This window comes from Natronocella acetinitrilica, assembly GCF_024170285.1.
Lineage (GTDB): Bacteria > Pseudomonadota > Gammaproteobacteria > Nitrococcales > Aquisalimonadaceae > Natronocella > Natronocella acetinitrilica.
The window spans coordinates 107,194-126,534 of record NZ_JALJXV010000010.1 but is presented as its reverse complement, the minus strand read 5'-3'; the positions used below and the strand labels follow the sequence as shown (position 1 = coordinate 126,534).

17 protein-coding genes are annotated in these 19,341 nt (G+C 57.8%); 12 read left to right on the top strand and 5 right to left on the bottom strand.

The window, feature by feature from the left end:
• Position 1: 1 nt before the first annotated feature.
• From J2T57_RS18915 to nadC, 6 genes are read left to right on the top strand one after another with little or no spacing between them, the layout of a single operon-like run.
• Positions 2-349 (top strand): Na+/H+ antiporter subunit C, encoded by a 348-nt coding sequence (locus tag J2T57_RS18915; protein ID WP_253483430.1) that lies wholly within the window; start codon positions 2-4, stop codon positions 347-349.
• Positions 346-1,860 carry a Na+/H+ antiporter subunit D gene (locus J2T57_RS18910; RefSeq protein ID WP_253483427.1) on the top strand — a complete coding sequence of 505 codons (1,515 nt, stop codon included), beginning with the start codon at positions 346-348 and terminating at the stop codon, positions 1,858-1,860. Before J2T57_RS18915 ends, J2T57_RS18910 begins: the two co-directional genes overlap by 4 nt.
• On the top strand, positions 1,857-2,330 hold the full coding sequence (locus J2T57_RS18905) for a Na+/H+ antiporter subunit E (RefSeq protein WP_253483425.1): 474 nt from the start codon (positions 1,857-1,859) through the stop codon (positions 2,328-2,330). Before J2T57_RS18910 ends, J2T57_RS18905 begins: the two co-directional genes overlap by 4 nt.
• A 10-nt stretch (positions 2,331-2,340) precedes the next feature.
• On the top strand, positions 2,341-2,613 hold the full coding sequence (locus J2T57_RS18900) for an MrpF/PhaF family protein (RefSeq protein ID WP_253483422.1): 273 nt from the start codon (positions 2,341-2,343) through the stop codon (positions 2,611-2,613).
• Positions 2,606-3,001, top strand: coding sequence for a monovalent cation/H(+) antiporter subunit G (mnhG, locus tag J2T57_RS18895; RefSeq protein WP_253483419.1), 396 nt, complete (start codon positions 2,606-2,608; stop codon positions 2,999-3,001). Before J2T57_RS18900 ends, mnhG begins: the two co-directional genes overlap by 8 nt.
• Positions 3,001-3,849 (top strand): carboxylating nicotinate-nucleotide diphosphorylase, encoded by an 849-nt coding sequence (gene nadC, locus J2T57_RS18890; protein ID WP_253483416.1) that lies wholly within the window; start codon positions 3,001-3,003, stop codon positions 3,847-3,849. The genes mnhG and nadC overlap by 1 nt, the downstream gene beginning before the upstream one ends.
• Here nadC and J2T57_RS18885 read toward each other — a convergent pair.
• The 5 genes from J2T57_RS18885 to J2T57_RS18865 form a co-directional block, all read right to left on the bottom strand.
• Positions 3,820-4,719 (bottom strand): HDOD domain-containing protein, encoded by a 900-nt coding sequence (locus J2T57_RS18885; RefSeq protein WP_253483413.1) that lies wholly within the window; start codon positions 4,717-4,719, stop codon positions 3,820-3,822. The genes nadC and J2T57_RS18885 overlap by 30 nt on opposite strands.
• Positions 4,716-5,033, bottom strand: a complete 318-nt coding sequence (locus tag J2T57_RS18880) for a zinc-binding domain-containing protein (protein WP_253483410.1) — start codon at positions 5,031-5,033, stop codon at positions 4,716-4,718. Before J2T57_RS18880 ends, J2T57_RS18885 begins: the two co-directional genes overlap by 4 nt.
• A gap of 211 nt (positions 5,034-5,244) precedes the next feature.
• Positions 5,245-8,091 (bottom strand): FAD-binding and (Fe-S)-binding domain-containing protein, encoded by a 2,847-nt coding sequence (locus J2T57_RS18875; protein WP_253483407.1) that lies wholly within the window; start codon positions 8,089-8,091, stop codon positions 5,245-5,247.
• 168 nt (positions 8,092-8,259) lie between these two features.
• The gene (gene bcsS, locus J2T57_RS18870; protein WP_253483404.1) at positions 8,260-8,976 is read right to left on the bottom strand and encodes a cellulose biosynthesis protein BcsS; all 717 of its coding nucleotides are present in this window, start codon (positions 8,974-8,976) and stop codon (positions 8,260-8,262) included.
• Positions 8,955-11,093 (bottom strand): glycosyltransferase, encoded by a 2,139-nt coding sequence (locus J2T57_RS18865; RefSeq protein ID WP_253483400.1) that lies wholly within the window; start codon positions 11,091-11,093, stop codon positions 8,955-8,957. Before J2T57_RS18865 ends, bcsS begins: the two co-directional genes overlap by 22 nt.
• 389 nt (positions 11,094-11,482) lie before the next feature.
• Between J2T57_RS18865 and J2T57_RS18860 the strand changes: the two genes are divergently transcribed.
• From J2T57_RS18860 to J2T57_RS18840, 6 genes are all read left to right on the top strand, one after another.
• Positions 11,483-12,886 (top strand): hypothetical protein, encoded by a 1,404-nt coding sequence (locus J2T57_RS18860; protein ID WP_253483397.1) that lies wholly within the window; start codon positions 11,483-11,485, stop codon positions 12,884-12,886.
• Between the two features lie 400 nt (positions 12,887-13,286).
• Positions 13,287-13,529 carry a DUF6364 family protein gene (locus J2T57_RS18855; protein WP_253483395.1) on the top strand — a complete coding sequence of 81 codons (243 nt, stop codon included), beginning with the start codon at positions 13,287-13,289 and terminating at the stop codon, positions 13,527-13,529.
• Complete coding sequence (locus J2T57_RS18850; RefSeq protein ID WP_253483392.1) at positions 13,526-13,948, top strand: type II toxin-antitoxin system VapC family toxin; 423 nt, start codon at positions 13,526-13,528, stop codon at positions 13,946-13,948. The genes J2T57_RS18855 and J2T57_RS18850 overlap by 4 nt, the downstream gene beginning before the upstream one ends.
• A 311-nt stretch (positions 13,949-14,259) precedes the next feature.
• Positions 14,260-15,582, top strand: a complete 1,323-nt coding sequence (locus J2T57_RS18845; protein ID WP_253483389.1) for a tyrosine-type recombinase/integrase — start codon at positions 14,260-14,262, stop codon at positions 15,580-15,582.
• A 106-nt stretch (positions 15,583-15,688) separates the two neighbouring features.
• Positions 15,689-15,850, top strand: coding sequence for a helix-turn-helix transcriptional regulator (locus J2T57_RS22500; protein ID WP_366519132.1), 162 nt, complete (start codon positions 15,689-15,691; stop codon positions 15,848-15,850).
• A 189-nt stretch (positions 15,851-16,039) separates the two neighbouring features.
• The gene (locus J2T57_RS18840) at positions 16,040-18,487 is read left to right on the top strand and encodes a phage/plasmid primase, P4 family (protein ID WP_253483386.1); all 2,448 of its coding nucleotides are present in this window, start codon (positions 16,040-16,042) and stop codon (positions 18,485-18,487) included.
• The last annotated feature ends 854 nt before the right edge of the window (positions 18,488-19,341 follow it).

Here is a 19,341-nt window from a genome sequence, read left to right as displayed (position 1 = left end):
CATGGAAACCATCATGGCATTCGCCGTGGGCGCGCTGTTTGCAGCATCGATCTACATGATGCTGCGCCGCTCGATCGTCAAGCTGGTGATCGGGCTGATCCTGCTCAGCAACGCAGCGAACCTGCTCATTTTCACGGTCTCGGGCCTGAGCCGCGGCCTGCCGCCCCTGGTGCCAGAGGGGATGGACCTGCCCGCAGGGGGCTGGGCTGACCCGCTGCCCCAGGCGCTGATACTCACCGCCATCGTCATCGGCTTCGGGGTACTGGCCTTTGCCGTGGTGCTTATCCACCGGGCCTACGAAATCATCAAAGAGGACGATCTGGACCAGATGCGGAGTACCGACACGTGAATCCAGAGGTCGCACTACCAGTCATCATCCCGTTCATCGCGGGCTCACTGTCGCTGGTCTTCTACAAGTCCCTGACCGCCCAGCGCTGGATCGGTGTGGTGGGCACGGGCGCGCTGTTGCTGGCCAGCATCGTCCTGCTCTACAACACGGCCACCCAGGGCGTGCTGGTGATGGCCATGGGCGACTGGCCGGCACCCTTCGGCATCGTGCTGGTGTCGGACCTGCTCGGCGCCATCATGACGGTACTCGCCGGCATCATGGGTTTTGCCGTGGCCGTCTATTCGCTGGCGTCGATCAGCGAGGATCACGAGTCCTTTGGCTACTACCCGCTGATGCACCTGCTGCTGGCCGGCGTCTGCGGCGCCTTCCTCACCGGTGACATCTTCAACCTCTATGTCTGGGTGGAAGTGCTGCTGGTTGCGTCATTCGCGCTGCTGATCCTGGGTGGCGAGCGCGGCCAGATGGAAGGCGCGATCAAGTACGTCACCCTGAACCTGCTCTCGTCCATTCTGTTGCTGGTGGCAGTGGGCCTGACCTACGGCATGACCGGCACGCTGAACATGGCGGACCTGGCGGTGAAACTGCCGGAGGTTGAGAACCAGGGGCTGGTCACCGTGGTCGCGATGCTCTACCTGGTGTCATTCGGCATCAAGGCGGCGGCCTTCCCGCTTTTCTTCTGGCTGCCGGCGGCCTACCACACGCCGCCCATCGCCGTGTCGGCCCTGTTCGCCGGGCTGCTCACCAAGGTGGGTGTCTACGCCCTGTATCGCTTCTTCACCCTGCTGTTCAGCCACGATGTGGGCTACACCCACGAACTACTGCTGTGGATGGCGGGCTTCACCATGATTACCGGGGTGCTGGGTGCCGCGGCCCACTACGAGATCCGCCGCATCCTGTCATTTCACATTGTCAGCCAGATCGGCTACATGATCATGGGGCTCGCGATCTACACGCCGCTGGCCCTGGTGGGTGGTGTGTTCTACATCATGCACCACATCATCGTGAAGGCGAATCTGTTCCTCGTGGGCGGCGTGGTGTACTTCCTGCGTGGCAGCTACGAACTGAAGGAGATCGGCGGGCTGTGGCGCACCAAGCCGTGGCTGGGCCTGCTGTTCCTGGTGCCGGCGCTATCCCTGGCGGGGCTGCCGCCGCTGTCGGGCTTTTTCGGCAAGTACATCATCATCCGCGCCGGCGTCGAGGCCGAGAGCTGGGGTATCGTCGCAGTAGCGCTGGTGGTGGGCCTGCTCACGCTGTATTCCATGATCAAGATCTGGGCCGAGGCCTTCTGGAAGGCGCAACCAGAGGAGCACGCCGAACGCGCGGCGAACTTCGAGAAAACACTCACCGATCGCAGCCTTGCGCTGATGGTTGTGCCGATTTTCTGTCTGGCGGTGATTACACTGTTCATAGGCCTGGGTGCGCAGCCAATCTACGAGCTGGCCCACGCCTCGGCGGAACAACTGCTTGACCCAACGGCCTATATTGAAGCTGTGCTGGGGGTGACGCCATGATCTGGTTCGTCTGGAATATCATGCTGGCCCTGGTCTGGTTGACGCTGACGGGCAACTTCTCGGCACCCGGCATGCTCGCGGGCTTCATCTTCGGCTATATGGTGCTCTGGCTGGTGGCCGCCGGCACAGGCCGCCGCATGGGTTATATCCAGAAAATCCCCCAGATCATCAGCTTCACGTGCTACTACATCTGGGAACTGCTGAAATCCAATATGCGCGTCGCCTACGAAGTGCTGACCCCCACCCATTCGATGAAGCCGGGGGTGATCGGGCTACCACTGGACGCGCAATCCGACGCTGCCATCACCATCTTTGCCAACCTGGTGACGTTCACGCCGGGCACGCTGAGCCTGGATGTGTCCAATGACCGCCGTATGCTGTTCATCCACGCCATGTACATCGACGACGAGGAGCAGCTCGTCGCCGATCTCAAACACATGGAACGCCGCGTCATCAAGCTGCTAAGCTGAGGGGTCGAACGTGTCTGCCTGGGTCATCACACTGACATTCTTGCTGCTCTCCGCGGCAATCATTCTCGCCTTCGTGCGTCTCGCGCAGGGGCCGTCGCTCCCCGACCGCGTGGTCGCGCTGGAGCTGATCGCAGTAATCACCGTGGCCTTCATCGTCACCTACGCAATTGCCTGGGATCGCCCACAGTTTCTTGATGTCGCCCTGGTGCTGGCGCTGACCGGTTTCATGGCTGCCGTGGGCTTCGCCCGCTACCTGGAGCGTGGAGGCAAGGACAATGAGTAGCTTCCTCACCGGCTTCTTTCTTCTGATCGGGGGCGCCTTCACGCTGATCGGCGCCCTTGGCCTGATACGCATGCCCGATCTGCTGCTGCGCATGCATGCCACAACCAAGGCCGGCGCGCTGGGGGCAGGGCTGATTGCCGTCGCCTCCGCCTTCCACTTTGCCGATGCTGCCGTGGTGGTGCGGGCAGTCTCCATACTGGCCTTCGTGGTGCTGACTGCGCCTGTGGCAGCGCATATCATCGGCCGTGCCGGGTACTTCAAGGGCGTGCCCCTCTGGGACCGAACGGTCAAGGATGATCTCAAGGAAAAGCTCGACACGGAAAATCACGTGCTCTACTCCGGGCTGGAGACCGACGAGGAAAAGGCCGCGGCGCGGAAGGAGAGTTAATGGTCTCCGGGCCGGACGCCACCCTGGTTGAGGCTGATATCCGACGTGCGCTGCAGGAGGACGTGGGCAGCGGCGACCTCACCGCCGGGCTTGTCCCTGCCGGTCAACGCATGGTGGCTGACGTTATCAGCCGCGAGTCCGGTGTATTGTGCGGCCGCGCCTGGTTCGACGGGGTCTTCAAGGCCATCGACCCTGCAATCGAGATCTCCTGGCTGGTGCGCGATGGAGAACGCCTGAAGGCTGGGCAAACACTGTGTTCGCTACAAGGGCCGGCTCGTGGCCTGCTAACGGGCGAACGCACCGCACTCAACTTCCTGCAGACTCTCTCCGGCACCGCAAGCTCGGCCCACCGTTACGCCACCGCCATTGAGGGCACAAGCGCGCGCATACTCGATACCCGGAAGACCTTGCCGGGGCTACGCCATGCCCAGAAGTACGCAGTCCGCTGCGGAGGGGCAAGCAATCACCGGCAGGGCCTGTTCGACGCCATTCTGATCAAGGAAAACCATATCCATGCGGCAGGCTCCATCGCCGCAGCTGTCGAAGCTGCCCGCCGCCAACACCCGGCTGTGAGCGTGGAAGTGGAAACGGAAAATCTCGAGGAACTCGACCAGGCTCTGGCGGCGGGCGCTGACGTCATCATGCTGGATAACTTCAGCCTTGCCGACATGCGCCAGGCGGTAAAACGCACCAGTGGTCGAGCAAAGCTGGAAGCATCCGGCAACGTGGAGCTGGGCGTACTACGGGAGATCGCCGAGACCGGCGTGGATTTCATATCGGTTGGTGCCCTGACCAAGCACGTCAGGGCGCTCGACCTGTCAATGCGATTCAGCGACGCCGGGGCCTGACGCCTGGGCGTTTCCCACCATGTCGCCCACCAGGGCACCGACATCCGCCAAGCGACCCTCGGCCTGTTCGAGACACAGGCGAAGCCTTGGCCAGTTCAGGCCCAGTTGACGCAGTGCAGACTCCGATAGCAGCGGCATTGCGTGGTCACCGGGGTTACCCACCTGCATGCCCCGGGCGAGGATGTCGGCAACGTGGACAATGGCCGCATGCACGTACTCCAGGCCGGAGATCTCTGGCTGGTGGTGATGTGCAATGGCTTCGATGATCGGCCTGGGCAGCCCCCAGCGTTCGGCCACACGCTCGCCGACCACACAGTGATCGAACCCCAGCACGCCGGCTTCCGCATCACGAATCCAGACATCGTGCCGGTCCCGGTACAGCAGAATGGCGCGAAACTGGCGGGGAAAGTGGATATCAAGCACGACCCGACCAATGTCATGCAACAGCCCTGCGGTGAACGCCGCCTCGCTGTCGGCACCAACCTCGTCGGCAATGGCAGCTGAGAGGATGGCCGTCGCGGCACAGTGCTCCCAGAAAGCATAACGGTCAAACCGGCGCTGGCCCTGGGCATCCGGCGGGAACTGGGCCATCACCGCACAACCGGAGACGATGCTCTGCAGCGCGTTGATCCCGAGACAGAAACACGCCTCCCGGATGGATTGCACAGGGTGATCAAGCCCGAGAGCCGGGGAATTGACCACACGGACGACGCTGGCAGCGAGGCCAGAATCCATGCGGATCACGCTGGCATAGGCCTCGAGATCAATCTCGCCGGCGGCATTGAGTTCCATGATCCGCGCTGCCGACGTCGGCAGCGCGGGAACCTGGCGCAGTCCGCGGTCGAGGTCTCTGAGAACGATGGGACTCACTGCGTGTTACCGACCCGATGCTCTGTCAGTAGGCGGCGTAATTGCCGCATGCATGGTGTCGTCCGCCAATGCCGGAATAGGTGGTCATACGACTCTTCGAGGGCGGCGCGGCGACGGGCCACTGCCTCGTCGGAGAGCAACTCACACACCGGCACCATGGTGATGCCGCGTTGCTGCAGACGCTGGCGTAGGCGGCTGGAAAGTACCTGCCCTTCGCCGGCCAACACATGCCCGGCGGGATCATGCACCGGTCGAGCCAGGGCAGCGTCAACGGAGACCGACTCGAGGGGCATGTAGACGACACGATTGAGCATCCGTTTCTCCATGGAACAACCGACAGGCGGTTTATGTTTTCTTGGATGCTCCGCAGTGTAACCAGCGCTTCATCGGGCAAGCGTGAACCCGTCCACAACTTCGAAGGCAGTGGCGGAAGGCCCATGGAAGTTTGTCGGAAAGCCAAACAAAATGTGTTTCAAATCAGAAACAAAGATGCGCTCTTGTCGCCCATGAGAGACAAGAGCTCGATCATCGAGGGGGGTCCGAACTGACCTCGTCAACCAGCGCCAGTATGGATCGATACGGGATCCCGCTGCTCGCCGTCAGGCCGATCTCACAGGTCCGGGAGTTGGAGTAGCCGGCAACGCAGCCGCGCACCTGCTGCTCCAGTGTCCGCAGGGCTGACTGATTCAACGCCGGCGTCTGAAAGCCCTTGTCACCTGCGAATCCGCAGCACTGGATATCCGGCGGCAACCTCACCTCTTTCGCGCAAGCCCTGGCGACTGCCACGAAGGTCTGGCCGAGCCCCATCTTGCTGCTCGAGCAGGTAACATGAACAGCGATGGGCTCCTGCTTCGGGGTGATCTCCAGTCGCGGCAGCACGTGGTCGTGGATGAACACCACCGGCTCATGGAGATCCAGCTTTTCACTCAGCGTGTTTCCCATGCGCATGGCGCAGGGGCTGGTATCACAGAGAATCGGCAGGCGGCCCTGATCAGAGGCCTTGAGCAGGGCCGTGTTCAGTTCGTCGGCCTTGCGGTCGGCCTCGGCGAACTGCCCCTTGGACTCGAATGCCATGCCGCAGCAAAGGCCATGTACCCCCTCAGGGATGACCACCTGATAGCCCGCCTTGTGCAGCACCGTGAGCGTCAGATCCAGCGTCGAGCGGTCATCCGGTTCCTGGCGCGACGCGCCGAACATCCGCGTGGCGCAGGACGGCAGGTAGACAACGGTACCGGCATGCGCTTCAGATTGGCTGGATTCGCCCTTCCCAGCGAGCACCCCAACCGCCGGCGCATTGGGCATGGACGGCAACCACTGGGGAACGCGATGACCGGAGACTCGGCGGACAATCCCCGTGATTCGCCCCATGGCGCCGGTTCCCACCGCACGATGCACCAGGTTCGCAGTCCGCAGTGCGCCCCGGGCGGTGGCGGTCATGCCAGCGAAGTGTTTGCCGGCAAAAGCGGCCCGGCCCGCCTTTGAGGCGCCAGCCTCGGCGCGCAGCTTGCGGATCAGGTCGCCGGTGTTGATATCCACGGGGCACGGCATGGCGCAGAGCCCGGTGGCCGCACAAGTCTCGATACCATCGTAGGCATAGCTGTCCCACAGCGCCCGCAGCCGGTCCGGATCGTCGCCACTGCGCTCCAGGCGCGCAATCTCCCGGCGGATCACGATCCGCTGGCGTGGAGTGAGAGTCAGGTCCTTCGATGGGCAGACCGGCTCACAGAAACCGCATTCGATGCACTTGTCCACCAGCGGATCTGCCGCCGGCAGCGGCTTCAGGTTTTCCAGGTGCAGTGTCGGATTGCGACTGAGGATGACGTCGGGGTTGAGCAGGTTCTCCGGGTCGAACACTTCCTTGATCTTCCACATCAGCGCGTAGGCGTCGGCGCCCCACTCCAGCTCCACGAAGGGCGCCATGTTCCGGCCGGTGCCGTGCTCGCCCTTGAGGGAGCCGCCGTACTTCACCCCCACCAGCTCCGCCAGATCACGCATCATGCCGTCGTAGCGGGCGACCTCAGCCGGGTCGTCGAAGCCCTGGGGAAAGACGAAATGCAGGTTACCTTCAAGGGCATGCCCGAACAGGATGGCGTTGTCGTAACCGTGGCGGCGAAGCATGGCGATCAGCTCACCAACACCGGCCTCCAGCCTGTCCATGGGGAAGGCCACATCCTCGATCAGCACCGTGGTGCCAGCATCACGCACGGCACCGACGGCCGGAAACATGCCTTTCCGCATGTTCCAGTACAGGGCATAGGTCTTGGCATCCCGGGTGAACTCGATGCTGTTGATCGTGCTGATCTGCGCCAGCGCGCGGTTCACGGCGTCGACCCGGCCGCTCAACGTTGTCTCGTCCTCGGCGCGCACGTCCACCAGCAGGGCGGCCGCGTCCTCCGGCAGCCCCTGCAGCAGGCTCTCCAGCCCGCGAATGTTTTCCACCGAGCGCATGGATGCCCGATCCATGAGCTCCACGGCGGCCACCGGGGTCTCCTGCAGTTGCTTCAGGGCCGCAGTCGCCCGACAGGCCGCGGCCATGTCGGGGAAAACGATCAGCGCGGCAGCCTTCAGCGCTTCGTCCGGCACGGTGTCGTAGGTGATGGAATTGATGAAACCCAGCGTTCCCTCGGAACCGATCATCAGGTGCTTCAGGATCTCGATACCGTCCTCGAAATCCACCAGGCTGTTGAGGGCATAGCCCACCGTGTTCTTGAGGCGATACTTGTGACGAATCCTGTCCGCCAGCTCACTGTTCTCGCGCGTTTCCCGACCCAGTTGCTCCAGGCCGGAGATCAGCTCGGCCCGGTCACGGCGAAACCGTGCGACGCTGTTCGGATCAGCCGTATCGAGTACCGTTCCGTCCACCAGGGTGACGTGGATATCCCGCACGGTGCGGTAGCTGTTCTGCGATGTTCCGCAGCACATACCGGATGCATTGTTCGCGGCAATCCCACCCACCATGCAGGCACCGATGGAGGCCGGATCCGGTCCGATCTTGCGGCCGTAAGGCGCCAGGATTCGATTGGCATCGGCACCGATCACACCCGGGTCAAGCCGAATGGCCTGCCCGTCCTCGAGGACGTCTGCGCTGCGCCAGGTGAGCCCGAGCTTGATCAGTATCGAATCGGTAACCGCCTGCCCCGACAGCGACGTCCCGGCCGCGCGAAACGTCACCGGCACCTGTCGCTCGCGACACTCCCGTAGCACGCTCCGCACTTCCTCGCCGGTATTCACATGCACCACGGCCTTAGGAATCAGGCGGTAGAAGCTGGCATCCGTGCCGTAGGCAAGGACCCGAAGCGGGTCGGTACTCAGTCTCTGGGAAGGTATGACTTCTGCGAGCGCTTCGAGCAGATCCGGATAAGGGGCTTGCATGAACGACTCCTTGCCGTGCATGCCGCAGCGAGGTGACGCTGAGGCACCGGCCTGAAATGAAAACCTACGCTACTGAGCATGACGCCTGTCGTCCCTTCGAGACAACCGTCAGGCGCCGGCGTTCGCCCCGCCGCCGCATCCGACCGGCAGGACAGCGTTTCGCGTACTTCAATTGAAGTGACGGAGAAACTCGACCCCACCGTAAGCGCCACTCTCGCCATCCCGTATGCGTTTGGTGCCGGCTTTGATCACGAGCTCCAGTGGTCCGACAACCCGGTTGAGCTGCAGCGCAAGGCCGAATTGCCGTGCGTCATAGTCGCGGTCGCCATGGGCAACGAATTCGGGGCCCAGCAAAGTCCTCGGGCTGGTTCTCACAAGCACCCTGGCACGCCCCCAATAGGCGCGATAACGCGGCGTATAGCTGATACTCGTCGCGTACAGCAAACGGTTTGCGTGCAGCAGGCCTGCATCAATATCGACCTGGGCGACGATGCTCGAGCCCTCCTGCGGATTGTCCGGCTGGGACGGGGTGTAATGCGTATTGCGGTAGGCGGCCCCCGCGCCAAAGCCCAGCCAGCCGTTGGGCACCGGAATTTGGTAACCGATTGCCACGGAGCCACCCCAGCTATCCGCCTCTACGACGTCGTCTTCCACCGGATACTCGTAGCCGATATAGCTGACGCTGTAGCGGTGAACGAACCCGTTTCCCAACTGCCCCGAGAACGGAAACAATGCGGTTACCTGGGCAAAGCGGCCATCGAACACCTCCTCCGCTCCACCAAGCAACATCCAGTCGGCCTTGACTGGGCTAGCCTCCAGAGCGGCCACTGCGGCGAGTGCACAGGCAAGCCCTCGGCACAGTGTCATGCGGAAGAACGTTTCCATGTCGTCATGCTCCGGACGTTTTGAAGCGTGTAGAGATAAACCGGGCCATCCGCGGTCTCGACTCTCCCGTCTTCCGTGACTTCGCCGAAGAGTTCCTGCGTGTCGTCGCTGCCTCCTACTGTGATCATGACGCTGGTGCCTTCGGGAACCTCCTGCATCAGCACCATTTTCCTGTCTTCATCGGGGCCCACACCGGCGGACGAGACAACCCCCTGGAATTCGCGCAAAGTTAACTCGACGGGTCGGGAATAAGTGCAGCATTGCCAATGTCCTACATTGGCAAACAGCGCCCCTTTGCTCTCTTCCAGCGCATCCGGCCCGTTGGGGCGCAGCAGCTTGTGCGTGTGATCTGAAATCCTGAGGAAATGCCACTGCAGATCATTGCCATGCAGAAAAGCCTCCAGTTGCTTGACGACTTCCTCGGGCAGGGCTTCGAACTCGCAGCCGTATGTCGCTGCTATCCGCCGCGAGTCCGTTGGTGCCTGCCGAATGCTGCGAATCCAGCCGCGAAACGGCATTGGCCCACTGGGCACGTGGAGGTATCCGGTCAGCTTCTTGCCGGATTCCACCGGCCCGGACAAGTCCCCATGAAAGCTGAACCCCTGGGCGGACAGGTCTTCCACGGTCACAAGCTTTTCGGAATGGCCCTCCAGCTTGATCAGGGCACAGGTCGGTATGCTGAAGCGATACTCCTGCCTGCGATGACGAGCGTTAACACGGGTAAAGCGCAGAAGGCTGAATGCGATGCTCATGACCAGTCCGCACCAGAAAATGTTGGCGATCAGTGCATCCAGCGCAAGATTCCCGCTTCGGTAATGCACGAAAATGCCCACTGGTATCGCTACGGCACTGAGCAGGAGGATGAAAATCTGCGGGTACAGCGGGGCGAGCGTCGACGGACTCGGGTTGCGTTTCTTCGCGGAAACCACGAAGCGCAGGCGTCGGCGGAAAAAGGCCAAAGTGGACTGGCAGAAAACCGCAAAACGGGCGAAATTGTACTCTTCACCCAGAAAAAGGTGACTGTGGCCCCGCGTAATGACGCCAAAGGTCCAGAATGTCACCGCCAGATAAGGCAGAAAGATCAGAAGGAATTCAAGCACGGTGATATTGATCGGCAACTTGCCCGATAAAAGCGCGAACGCGGGCACCGTATAGAAGATCGCGCGTTGCCAGCCATCGAAGTACGTGATGATGCTGGAGAAGTAATTCAGTCGCTGCGGGAGGGTGAGGTTTGTGTTGCTCAACAGGCGCTCACGGCGCCAGACCTGCATGGCCCCCTGGCCCCAACGCAACCGCTGACGCATGTACTCGGCAACGTCGATGACGGCAATGCCATAGGCCAGGGGGTGCGGGTGATAGACCGATTCGTAGCCTTTCTCATGAAGCCGCAACGATGTGTGGAGATCCTCCGTCACCGAGCCGGTTGCAAAGCCGCCGATTTCATCCAGGGCCCGGCGGCGCAACACGGCGCAGCTGCCGCAGAAAAAGGCCGCGTTCCAGTAATCCTTTCCACGCTGGATGATGTTGAAAAACAGTGACTGTTCGGTCCAGAGGTTTCTTTTCCTGCGCGTGACGCGATGCTGGTAGGAGTCGAGATTGTAGAACTCCTGCGGCGTCTGCACGAACGCAACCTGGCTGTCCCGGAAGTAGCCCAGCGTTTCCAGCAGAAAACGCTTGTGCGGTGCGTGGTCGGCATCGAACAGGGCCACAATCGAACCTGTACCGTATTTGAGTCCGTTGTTCAGGTTACCGGCTTTTGCGTCCGTGTTTTCCGAGCGCCCCAGATAAAGGCAGCCGAGCCGCTGTGCAAGCGCGCGCATTTCTTCCCGGTCCCCGTCATCGAGCAGCCAGGTCATGTGGGGATATTTCATGCCCACAGCGGCTAGCAGGGTCCGTCTGACCACATCCACGGGTTCATTGTACGTGGTGATGAACACGTCCACGGTGAGTCCGGGAGGTGGCGGAGGCGCTTTCCGGTCGGGCAGCCGCCAGCACATGTGCAGCAGCAGCAGCATGGTGCCGATGCCAAAGAGTTCGGCCGCGAAGACCGAGGCGGAAAACAGTATTGCGTCAGGGTTGAGCGTGCCGGAACGCCACACCACATAGGACAACGCCACAATCGTATAGATCGCGACGACTAGATATTTCGGTTTACTGGCAGTCAGAGCTTCCCTATTACCTGTTATCGGATCCACCTGCATGTCGCCGCCTTGATATCAGCGTCGGCTCTGCCTCGCTGACCCCCGCCTCGTCAGGCCCTTGGCTCGAATGGGCTCGTCCCCTAAGACTCTAGTCCCAGTAGACACGTCTGTATGCAAGCTCCCCCTCTCTCCGCGCGGTACTGGCGTCCTTGGTCTACGTCTCGCCCACAATCGGGTAAGAGGCGCAGTCATCGCTTGATTGATTCAGGTCAACCGGCCACTTGAAGACTCCACGTACGGTCTACGTCCACTCTGCGCCGGCGAAACCTCATCCTGGTGCCATTTGCATCGAACTGGAGTAATGAATGTCTGGAATTAACGTGCGTGCACTTGCCATCGCCATCGGTACCTGTGCGGGCGCCATTGCAGTACCACTTGCCGCCGCCGTCGCACCAGAGCGTGGAGTTGATTCGTACGAAGGCTCCGCTGCCGACACCTTTGCGGCCCTGGGTGCGCTGACAGTGAAAGGGCGACTCATGCGCTCGAGCGAACTTGGGCACGAGGCTTATCAGCCGACACTCGCCGGCGACCCTATGGGCAGTATTGGTCAAACATGGCTGGAGCTGCTCCGGGATGCCCGAGACCGCCACGTCGACAACGGTGATCTCCGGGATGCGGCGTCACCGGAGGAACCAGCGGCAATGCGAATACATGCGGACGCTGCGTACATCTACCACATGCATCACAGTGCCGGTCGCTTTGAGGCCCACGGTCTGTTTGATGAACTGACCCACGAGCCTTCGCCGTTTCTCAGTCAAATCGGACAACAATTGCTGCGCGAGCGATACACTGACGGCCGATTCCATCAGCCGGGTCAGACGGATAACGCTCCGGATGCCTCGGCCATGGCGCATGGGCTGGACGCGTTTCACGCAACAGCTTACGCCTGGGTGCGCTGGCACAAACCCGGCGGGGCGTCTGACATGGGCCAACTTGATGAAGCAACCATGGAAGCGTGGATGGGTCATGACCGGGGCGAGCTGCTTGGTGTGGCCCGCGCCGTCGCGACCACGCTTGATGAGCACTGGGACGAAGACGCGGGTGTGTACCGTTTCGACGACGGCGGCACCACTTGGGCGATTGATGACTTGGGCGCCCTGGTTCGAGGTCATAAGGGTCTCTACGAGATTCTTCATATATTCGGTGAAGAATCGGATCGGCAAGTGGCCGCGCAACTCTTCGATCGCGCAGCAGCGATGAGCGATGCACTGCTGGGTGAGGACGGTCCTGCGACGCCCTGGGGCCTTCCAGCAGAGGTACGATTTGAAGAAGGTGCTGCCGTTGCTGCATCCGATCGTATCGATGTGGCCGCTCAGTGGCGGCTCGTGCATCAGGTGACCGGTGGTTTCTCAATCTTGCGCGAGCGTGAAGGTACAACCGCCTTCCTGGACGAGCGGTCTCCGAATCTGACGTCGACCATTGGGGGTGGCATCGATGACTTGCTGTCAGGCGCGCTGGACCATCAGCTTGTCGACGGGATCGTGGTTGCTGAACTCGACGCAACGGATGGCTCGGTGCGGGACGATCGGGCGACAACGCAGGCTGTCACTGCCTTCATCCGAGGGGTTGGGAATGGATACCGCACCGGGACTGCGTTTGATCGTCCCGGCTCCTGGGAGGACGACGAAAAGTTGGCCGAGCGGAGTGAACGGCTCTACGACCGGTTCCTGAATCATGGTCGACTGTTAACCGACGAGTTGTTGCAGTAATGGGAGTCGAACCCCCGCCTTGGGATCATTTCCCGCTTCAACAAGGAACCTTCCTCGACACTACTCTGTAGTCGTGGCTCAGCCTGCGATGGCAACCTTGGGGCCGTGCGCGCCCCAAGGGTATGCACCTCATGTGCACCCAAACTTGCACCAAGTGACCGGAGTTCGAAAAGGAAGGGGGCAGGCATTCAGCCTAACCCCTTGTGCTACCTGACACATAGGTAACGGAGTATACCGGAGACATAGGTTACACAATTCAGCATTTGGGGGACGCACTCCCAGATGCCCTTGTAAAGAGTGTAATCGTATGGACGAATGTCTTCGGGAAGTTCATCCCTTTGTTCCATCCCTGGACAGCCGAATACTGTCGCTACATTTGCCGTACGATAAGGATTATTGCGTGGACACCGAGACGACCAAACTCACCATTCGCCTCCCGCGACAAGACGTGGAGTTTGCGAAAACCTATGCCAAAGCCCACGGCTTGACTGTGACTGAGGTGATTGATCGGTACCTGCGCCGGATGCGTGCCCTGGAAACACATCAACCGTCGCCAGATCTGGATTTCATAACCGGTCTGATACCCGCCGATCTTGATGCTGAAGATGAATATCGGCGCCATCTCACCAATAAGCACACATGATTCTCCTCGACACGAATGTTGTGCTCGATGTCGTACAAAAACGTAATCCTCACTACCGGGCATCGGCTTTAGTGCTGGACAGGGTGCTCCGCAAAGAGGTCATGGGTGCACTTCCAGCACACGTGGTCACCACGATTCACTTTCTTGTCAGTCGCCATCAGAGCGCGGATACAGCATCCCGAGTGGTCGAATGGTTGCTTGGCCGTTTTTCGATAGCAACCGTCGGGAAGCCGGAACTGAGGCGAGCGCAGGCCCTGAGATGGACAGATTTTGAAGACGCGGTTGTGGCAGCCGCGGCTGAGACATCAGACTGCGATACGATTATCACGCGTAAAGTTCAAGACTTCAGGGCCTCTCCGGTTACAGCGCTAACACCTGAGGAATACTTGCTCGGACTCGACAACGTGCCGCCGAGCTGAACCCGATCGGTTCAACATCTGCAAAAAGACGGTGTTCGTGGGGGCTACTGCCTACACAAAAGAATACGACTTGCGTCGATAGGCGCAAGCCGTTGTTTTTATGGTGCCGGCGAGAGGAGTCGAACCCCCGACCTACTGATTACGAATCAGTATGTTTTTTGTCTCATGACACTTCACGACGTATCCAAAAATTTTTAACTTATTGTTTTTACTTTTTTTAAAGGAAACTCCGTAGCCCACTGTTTCAGGTTAATGCTCTCTATGCATGCTAGTGTATGCACTACAATATGCACTACGGAGGTCACCCTGCGATGCTCACGGTCAAGAAGCTCGATACTGCCCAACCCCGCAAAGGCCCCTACCGACTTTGGGATAACGACAGGTCAGGCTTCGGGGCACAAGTTACCCCAGCAGGCACAATCACTTTCTTCCAGGCATATACGGGGAAAGGCAAGCGGAAGTTTTTAAATCTTGGACGCTACCCAGACACGGGGCTACGCGAGGCAAGGGATCAAGCTTCTGAGGCGCGGAAACTAATTCAGAGTGGCGTAGATCCCAGGGAAGCACGGCAAGAGGCACGTCTGACAGAAGATCGACGAAAAGCGGAAGCGGAAAATAAGCGACAACTCGAAGCGTCCCGCGGCTCGCTAGAGCAACTGCTCGCGACTCATCTAACAACGCTCAAACAAAAAGGTCGGACGCAAAGATACGTCGACGACCTTAGGGGGACGTTTGAACGGTGGGTACCAACCTCGCTCCTCACGTGCAAGGTCGCCGACATCACACCATTGGACCTACAGAGAGTCATAGGCAGCGCTATAAGCAAAGCCAGCCCTAACACCGCCAACCGCCTACGCACCTTCCTCCATGCCGTATTTAAAACAGGGCTGCATCATGACCATAATCCAGCGCATGTAAACTCAGAGCTTTCGTTCGGCCTAAGCATGAACCCGATGGATGCTATTCCGTCCCAACCTCCTTCCGCAGCAACGCGAGACCGCGCCCTAGATTTCTCAGAACTCGCACGTATCTGGACAGCCCTCCCATTCGCACCCGGATCCCCCATAATGAAGGCGGAAGTCAAACTTCAACTGCTGTTAGGGGGCATGCATTTTACTGAAGTCGGCCAGGCTAGGTGGAGCGAGTTCGACCTAACAAAAAGTCTCTGGGAGATCCCAGCCAACCGCGGCTCTAATGAAGCAGGTACGAAAAACAGACGCCCGCACATCATGCCGTTATGCCCCATGGCCCTAGAAGAACTCAAATATTTGAAAGAGTTCACTGGCAGTACACCATTTTTATTTCCCAACACGCGACGCGACGATGCTCCAATGAGTAGCACCGCACCTGCTCAATTTGTACGCAACCGACTCCGGCCATTCATGGATGAACAAGACCGGCTCCGCGGTATAACGCCGCTTGAACCGTGGTCCCCTGCAAACCTCCGCTCAACCGTGAAAACCCGGCTGGGTGAACTCGGATACAACTCTGAGTGGCGTAACCGGCTTCAGAACCACGGACAGCTAGGAATTGACGTGAGGCACTACGACCGGTGGGATTTTTTAGATCAAAAACGGGAGATGTTAGAAGTCTTCGAGCGCCGCCTGGGGAATGAAATTGAAAATTTAAAATAAGAAATTTCGCAAAATTTAAAACAAAAACTTCAACCAAAACAGATGCTTGCAATTTTCCCTGTTATTCATATAATACGCCAATCCAACCGTGAAAAAGGAGAGCAATATGTACTTATCGAACAATCAAGTCCAAAAGCGATACAACATCAGTAGAACCACCATTTGGCGCTGGACAGAAAAAGGAATCATGCCGAAACCGCATGACATCGGTGGACTTAAGCGCTGGCGCCTAGATGAGCTGGAGCGATGGGAGAAGAAGCTTAATTGATAGAATTTTATCGTTTCATATAAACTAAAAGGATCTGGCCATGTAAAAAATAAAGAATTTTTATTAAATTAAAAACATTTTTTAAGTCCTTATATTTCTATTCCTTATACCGAGTCGTCTTGAATGGATAAATACGGACAAGTAAGGAGAATCCTTATGTAAAAAATTTAGCCTATAGGAGAAAATACCATGCTAAAAGCAGATATTAAAAATAATGTAAACGATAGCAAGAACAACGAAACCGACAACATCAAGCCCAACCTGCAGGAAGCCCAAAAGTTTCTTTCGCTTCTCGACGGAGAAGCAGAAGTCTTTACTTTCCAGACTTTTGCAGATACGCCGCAGGCCAAGGAAAACTCGTCCCAGTACGCACGCATTTTCTCTGGAACGTTAGATGAGTATGCAAAAAAGCTAACGAAACTGAACCAGCAAGGTGCGGGTGTATTCGTCACCGTACAGGAGACAGACGGCGAAGGTCGCAAGAAAGAAAATATCACCCGTATCCGCGCTATTTTTCAAGAAGACGACGAAGGGAGTGATACACGCTTCCCAGTGGACCCACACATAACCGTGCAATCCAGTCCGAACAAGTATCACCGATACTTCTTAACGGAAGGCGCGTCCCCTCATGAGTTCGAGGCCGTTCAGCGGCGGATGGTGGAGGACTATGGCAGCGATCCCAGTGCGAAGGATAGAGCGCGTGTTTTAAGACTTCCGGGGTTTTACCACCAAAAAGACCCGAACAAACCCCATATGGTTCATATAGTCAAGAGCACTGCAGAACGACCTATCCCTTGGGACAGATTGAAGACTGCGTTTCCACCGGTTGGATTGGAAGGGCGTAGGACGGTGGCGAGCGCTTCCGGGAAGAACTTCCTCACAAACCCGGCTGAGATCCTCAGCGCGCTAGGGGCCCTAGACCCTGACTGTGACTACAACTCCTGGCTTCGCGTAGGAATGGCACTCCACTCGACCAAGGCCGGGTCAGCGGCCTTCGAGCTCTGGGACCAATGGAGTGTCAAAGGCCACAAGTATCGGGACGGAGAGACGGCAAAGATGTGGGAAACTTTCAACTCTAACTGTCCCAATGGTGTCAAGCTAGGAACACTGTTCCATATGGCTAAGCAAGCAGGTTGGACCGGCAGTCCCCCCATCGCCCCGCCAATATCTGGTTCGGCGAATAATAGCCTAATTAGTCTCGGCACTGACGGGCTTCCGGACCTTACGCACGATCAATTGGCTCTTGATCTGTCGGCGAAATACGGATGGCAAAATAACGCTAAGTATGTGGCGAAACAGGGCAATTGGTTCTTTTGGAACGGCACTGTCTGGTCTTTGGATCAAAAGCAGACGCATATTACCCAAACTAGGTCATTTATTCGCGATCTTGCACTTGATGTGGAAAAGTGGGCAAAAGAATACGCGCAAAACATTGGTTCCACGGATGAGGCGAATAAGTTTGAAGCTCGATGGAAAAGCCATGCGAAAAATCTGCGGCAGCGAAGTTTTTTTATCAACGTCGCAAATACCGCGCAAAGCAACTCAGACCTAATTGCGGCTCCAAAGGATTTCGATTCTGACCCAATGTTAGTGGGAACACCGGGCGGCACGGTGGATCTCCGCAGCGGAACGCTGCGTGCCGCTGAACGTGGGGATTTAATCACCCGGCAAGTTGCCGTCACTCCAGCTTCACTCGGTGCCCATGCGGCTCAGTGGGAGGCCTTCCTTGCGCAAACACAGGAAGATGATGCGGAGATGGTGGGCTTCCTAAAGCGTCTATGCGGCTACGCCTTAACCGGGCTGACCAGCGAGCACAAGCTGCCGTTCATCTTTGGAACTGGGGGCAATGGAAAGTCGGTCTTCTGCAACACTATCCATCAAATCATGGGCGAGTATGCAACACGCACTCCTGCCGAAACCTTCCTCGCCAACCGCGGACCGCAGCATCCAACAGATTTAGCTAGCATGGAAGGGAAACGGCTTGTTACGGCAGCCGAACTTCCCGTAGGCGCAACCTGGAACGAGTCGTTACTTAAAGACCTAACAGGGGGAGATCTAATTTCGGCGCGCCGCATGCGGCAGGATTTCTTTGAGTTCTCACCCGAGTGCACGGTCTTCATGATCGGTAATCAAAAACCTGCTCTCAGGACTGTCGATGACGCCATGCGTCGTCGTCTTCTGTTGATTCCATTTACCCGCCAGATTAGTGATCGGGACAGGGATCCTGACCTCATGGACAAGTTAAAAGCCGAGTGGCCTGCGATCCTCCGTTGGATGATTGACGGGGCCATAGAGTGGCAGAAACAAGGCCTGAACGCCCCTCAACGCGTTGTCGACGCATCCCGTGATTACCTAGATAGCGAAGACACTCTGAAGGAGTTCATGACTGACTGTCTCGAAAAGACGGACAAAGGGTTTGTGCTGACAAAGGACGTATACAGCGCATTCAAGCAGTGGTGCGAAGAGCGAGGCATGACCCCCTGGACTCAGCAAAGCCTCACGAAGTCCATCCGAAACCGAGGCTTTGACGTCACTAGGCAAAGTAGCGGATATGCCTTAAACGGATTTAAAGTTATCCAAGAAAACCTAGGGATATCACCTGTTTCCTCCTACACTTCTAAGAAGTTGCAAGTTTAGGAGTTAAACCCGCGCAAAAAGGGAAGCCTTAGGTCTTCCCTTTTTTAAATACATGCTTTGTTACTTATGCGATGACATGCAGTGATTAATGTCGCTCCTCCGTATTCCAATTTTTGTGTATGTTGTGTATACAGTGAATGCTTTACGCATATAACATGGATTTAACCAAGATAACTTTCAAATTGACGATAAAGTAGAAAAGCATTCACTGCATACACTTAGTACACTTAACAAATAAAAAACCGGGATACAACGATAATTTAGAGACTTCAATAAAAACCATATAGTTAAAAAATGGCTATTATCTCTAGACGCAACAAGCCCAGACAATACCCGGAGAACACTGATAAGTGAAACGTGGTTCCCGCAAATTACGGACATCTCCACCAACGTCCAACTGAGTCAACTCGTAATAGAGATACCGCACACAAATAACCGGTCCGCCAGAATAATAAATACAATGGATGCGGCAGAAATATTGAAATGGATTACAATAGAACTAAGGGAAAACACCATGCGAGACACAGAACAGGCAGTCCAGACTCAACAGAAATCCCCATATGCGGAAGATGGCTACCAGGAAGGTCATCTCAACATTGTGGGCTTCGACGAACTCGTCCCCGTTGCAATCGCCGCAAAAATTACCGGCCTTTCATCTCGGAGCCTTCGCCGACTGGTCTTCGATGGTCAGCTACCTGTATATCGGTATGCGCCAAACTCAGCACGGTACCTAGTGCGCGACCTTGTCGAGTGGACAGAGGAACGACGTATCGAGCCGTCTAAGTAATGGAGTATCAACTCAATACCTAGAATATAGATCTCTCTAAGGCATTGATTCGTTTCAAGAGCGCTTC

What these genes read in the sequence shown, in the direction of transcription:
- J2T57_RS18915 (WP_253483430.1), top strand. Translation starts at nt 2, where the DNA reads ATGGAAACCATCATGGCATTCGCCGTGGGCGCGCTGTTTGCAGCATCG.
- J2T57_RS18905 (WP_253483425.1), top strand. Translation starts at nt 1,857, where the DNA reads ATGATCTGGTTCGTCTGGAATATCATGCTGGCCCTGGTCTGGTTGACG.
- mnhG (WP_253483419.1), top strand. Translation starts at nt 2,606, where the DNA reads ATGAGTAGCTTCCTCACCGGCTTCTTTCTTCTGATCGGGGGCGCCTTC.
- nadC (WP_253483416.1), top strand. Translation starts at nt 3,001, where the DNA reads ATGGTCTCCGGGCCGGACGCCACCCTGGTTGAGGCTGATATCCGACGT.
- J2T57_RS18880 (WP_253483410.1), bottom strand. Translation starts at nt 5,033, where the DNA reads ATGCTCAATCGTGTCGTCTACATGCCCCTCGAGTCGGTCTCCGTTGAC.
- J2T57_RS18875 (WP_253483407.1), bottom strand. Translation starts at nt 8,091, where the DNA reads ATGCAAGCCCCTTATCCGGATCTGCTCGAAGCGCTCGCAGAAGTCATA.
- bcsS (WP_253483404.1), bottom strand. Translation starts at nt 8,976, where the DNA reads ATGGAAACGTTCTTCCGCATGACACTGTGCCGAGGGCTTGCCTGTGCA.
- J2T57_RS18860 (WP_253483397.1), top strand. Translation starts at nt 11,483, where the DNA reads ATGTCTGGAATTAACGTGCGTGCACTTGCCATCGCCATCGGTACCTGT.
- J2T57_RS18850 (WP_253483392.1), top strand. Translation starts at nt 13,526, where the DNA reads ATGATTCTCCTCGACACGAATGTTGTGCTCGATGTCGTACAAAAACGT.
- J2T57_RS18845 (WP_253483389.1), top strand. Translation starts at nt 14,260, where the DNA reads ATGCTCACGGTCAAGAAGCTCGATACTGCCCAACCCCGCAAAGGCCCC.
- J2T57_RS22500 (WP_366519132.1), top strand. Translation starts at nt 15,689, where the DNA reads ATGTACTTATCGAACAATCAAGTCCAAAAGCGATACAACATCAGTAGA.
- J2T57_RS18840 (WP_253483386.1), top strand. Translation starts at nt 16,040, where the DNA reads ATGCTAAAAGCAGATATTAAAAATAATGTAAACGATAGCAAGAACAAC.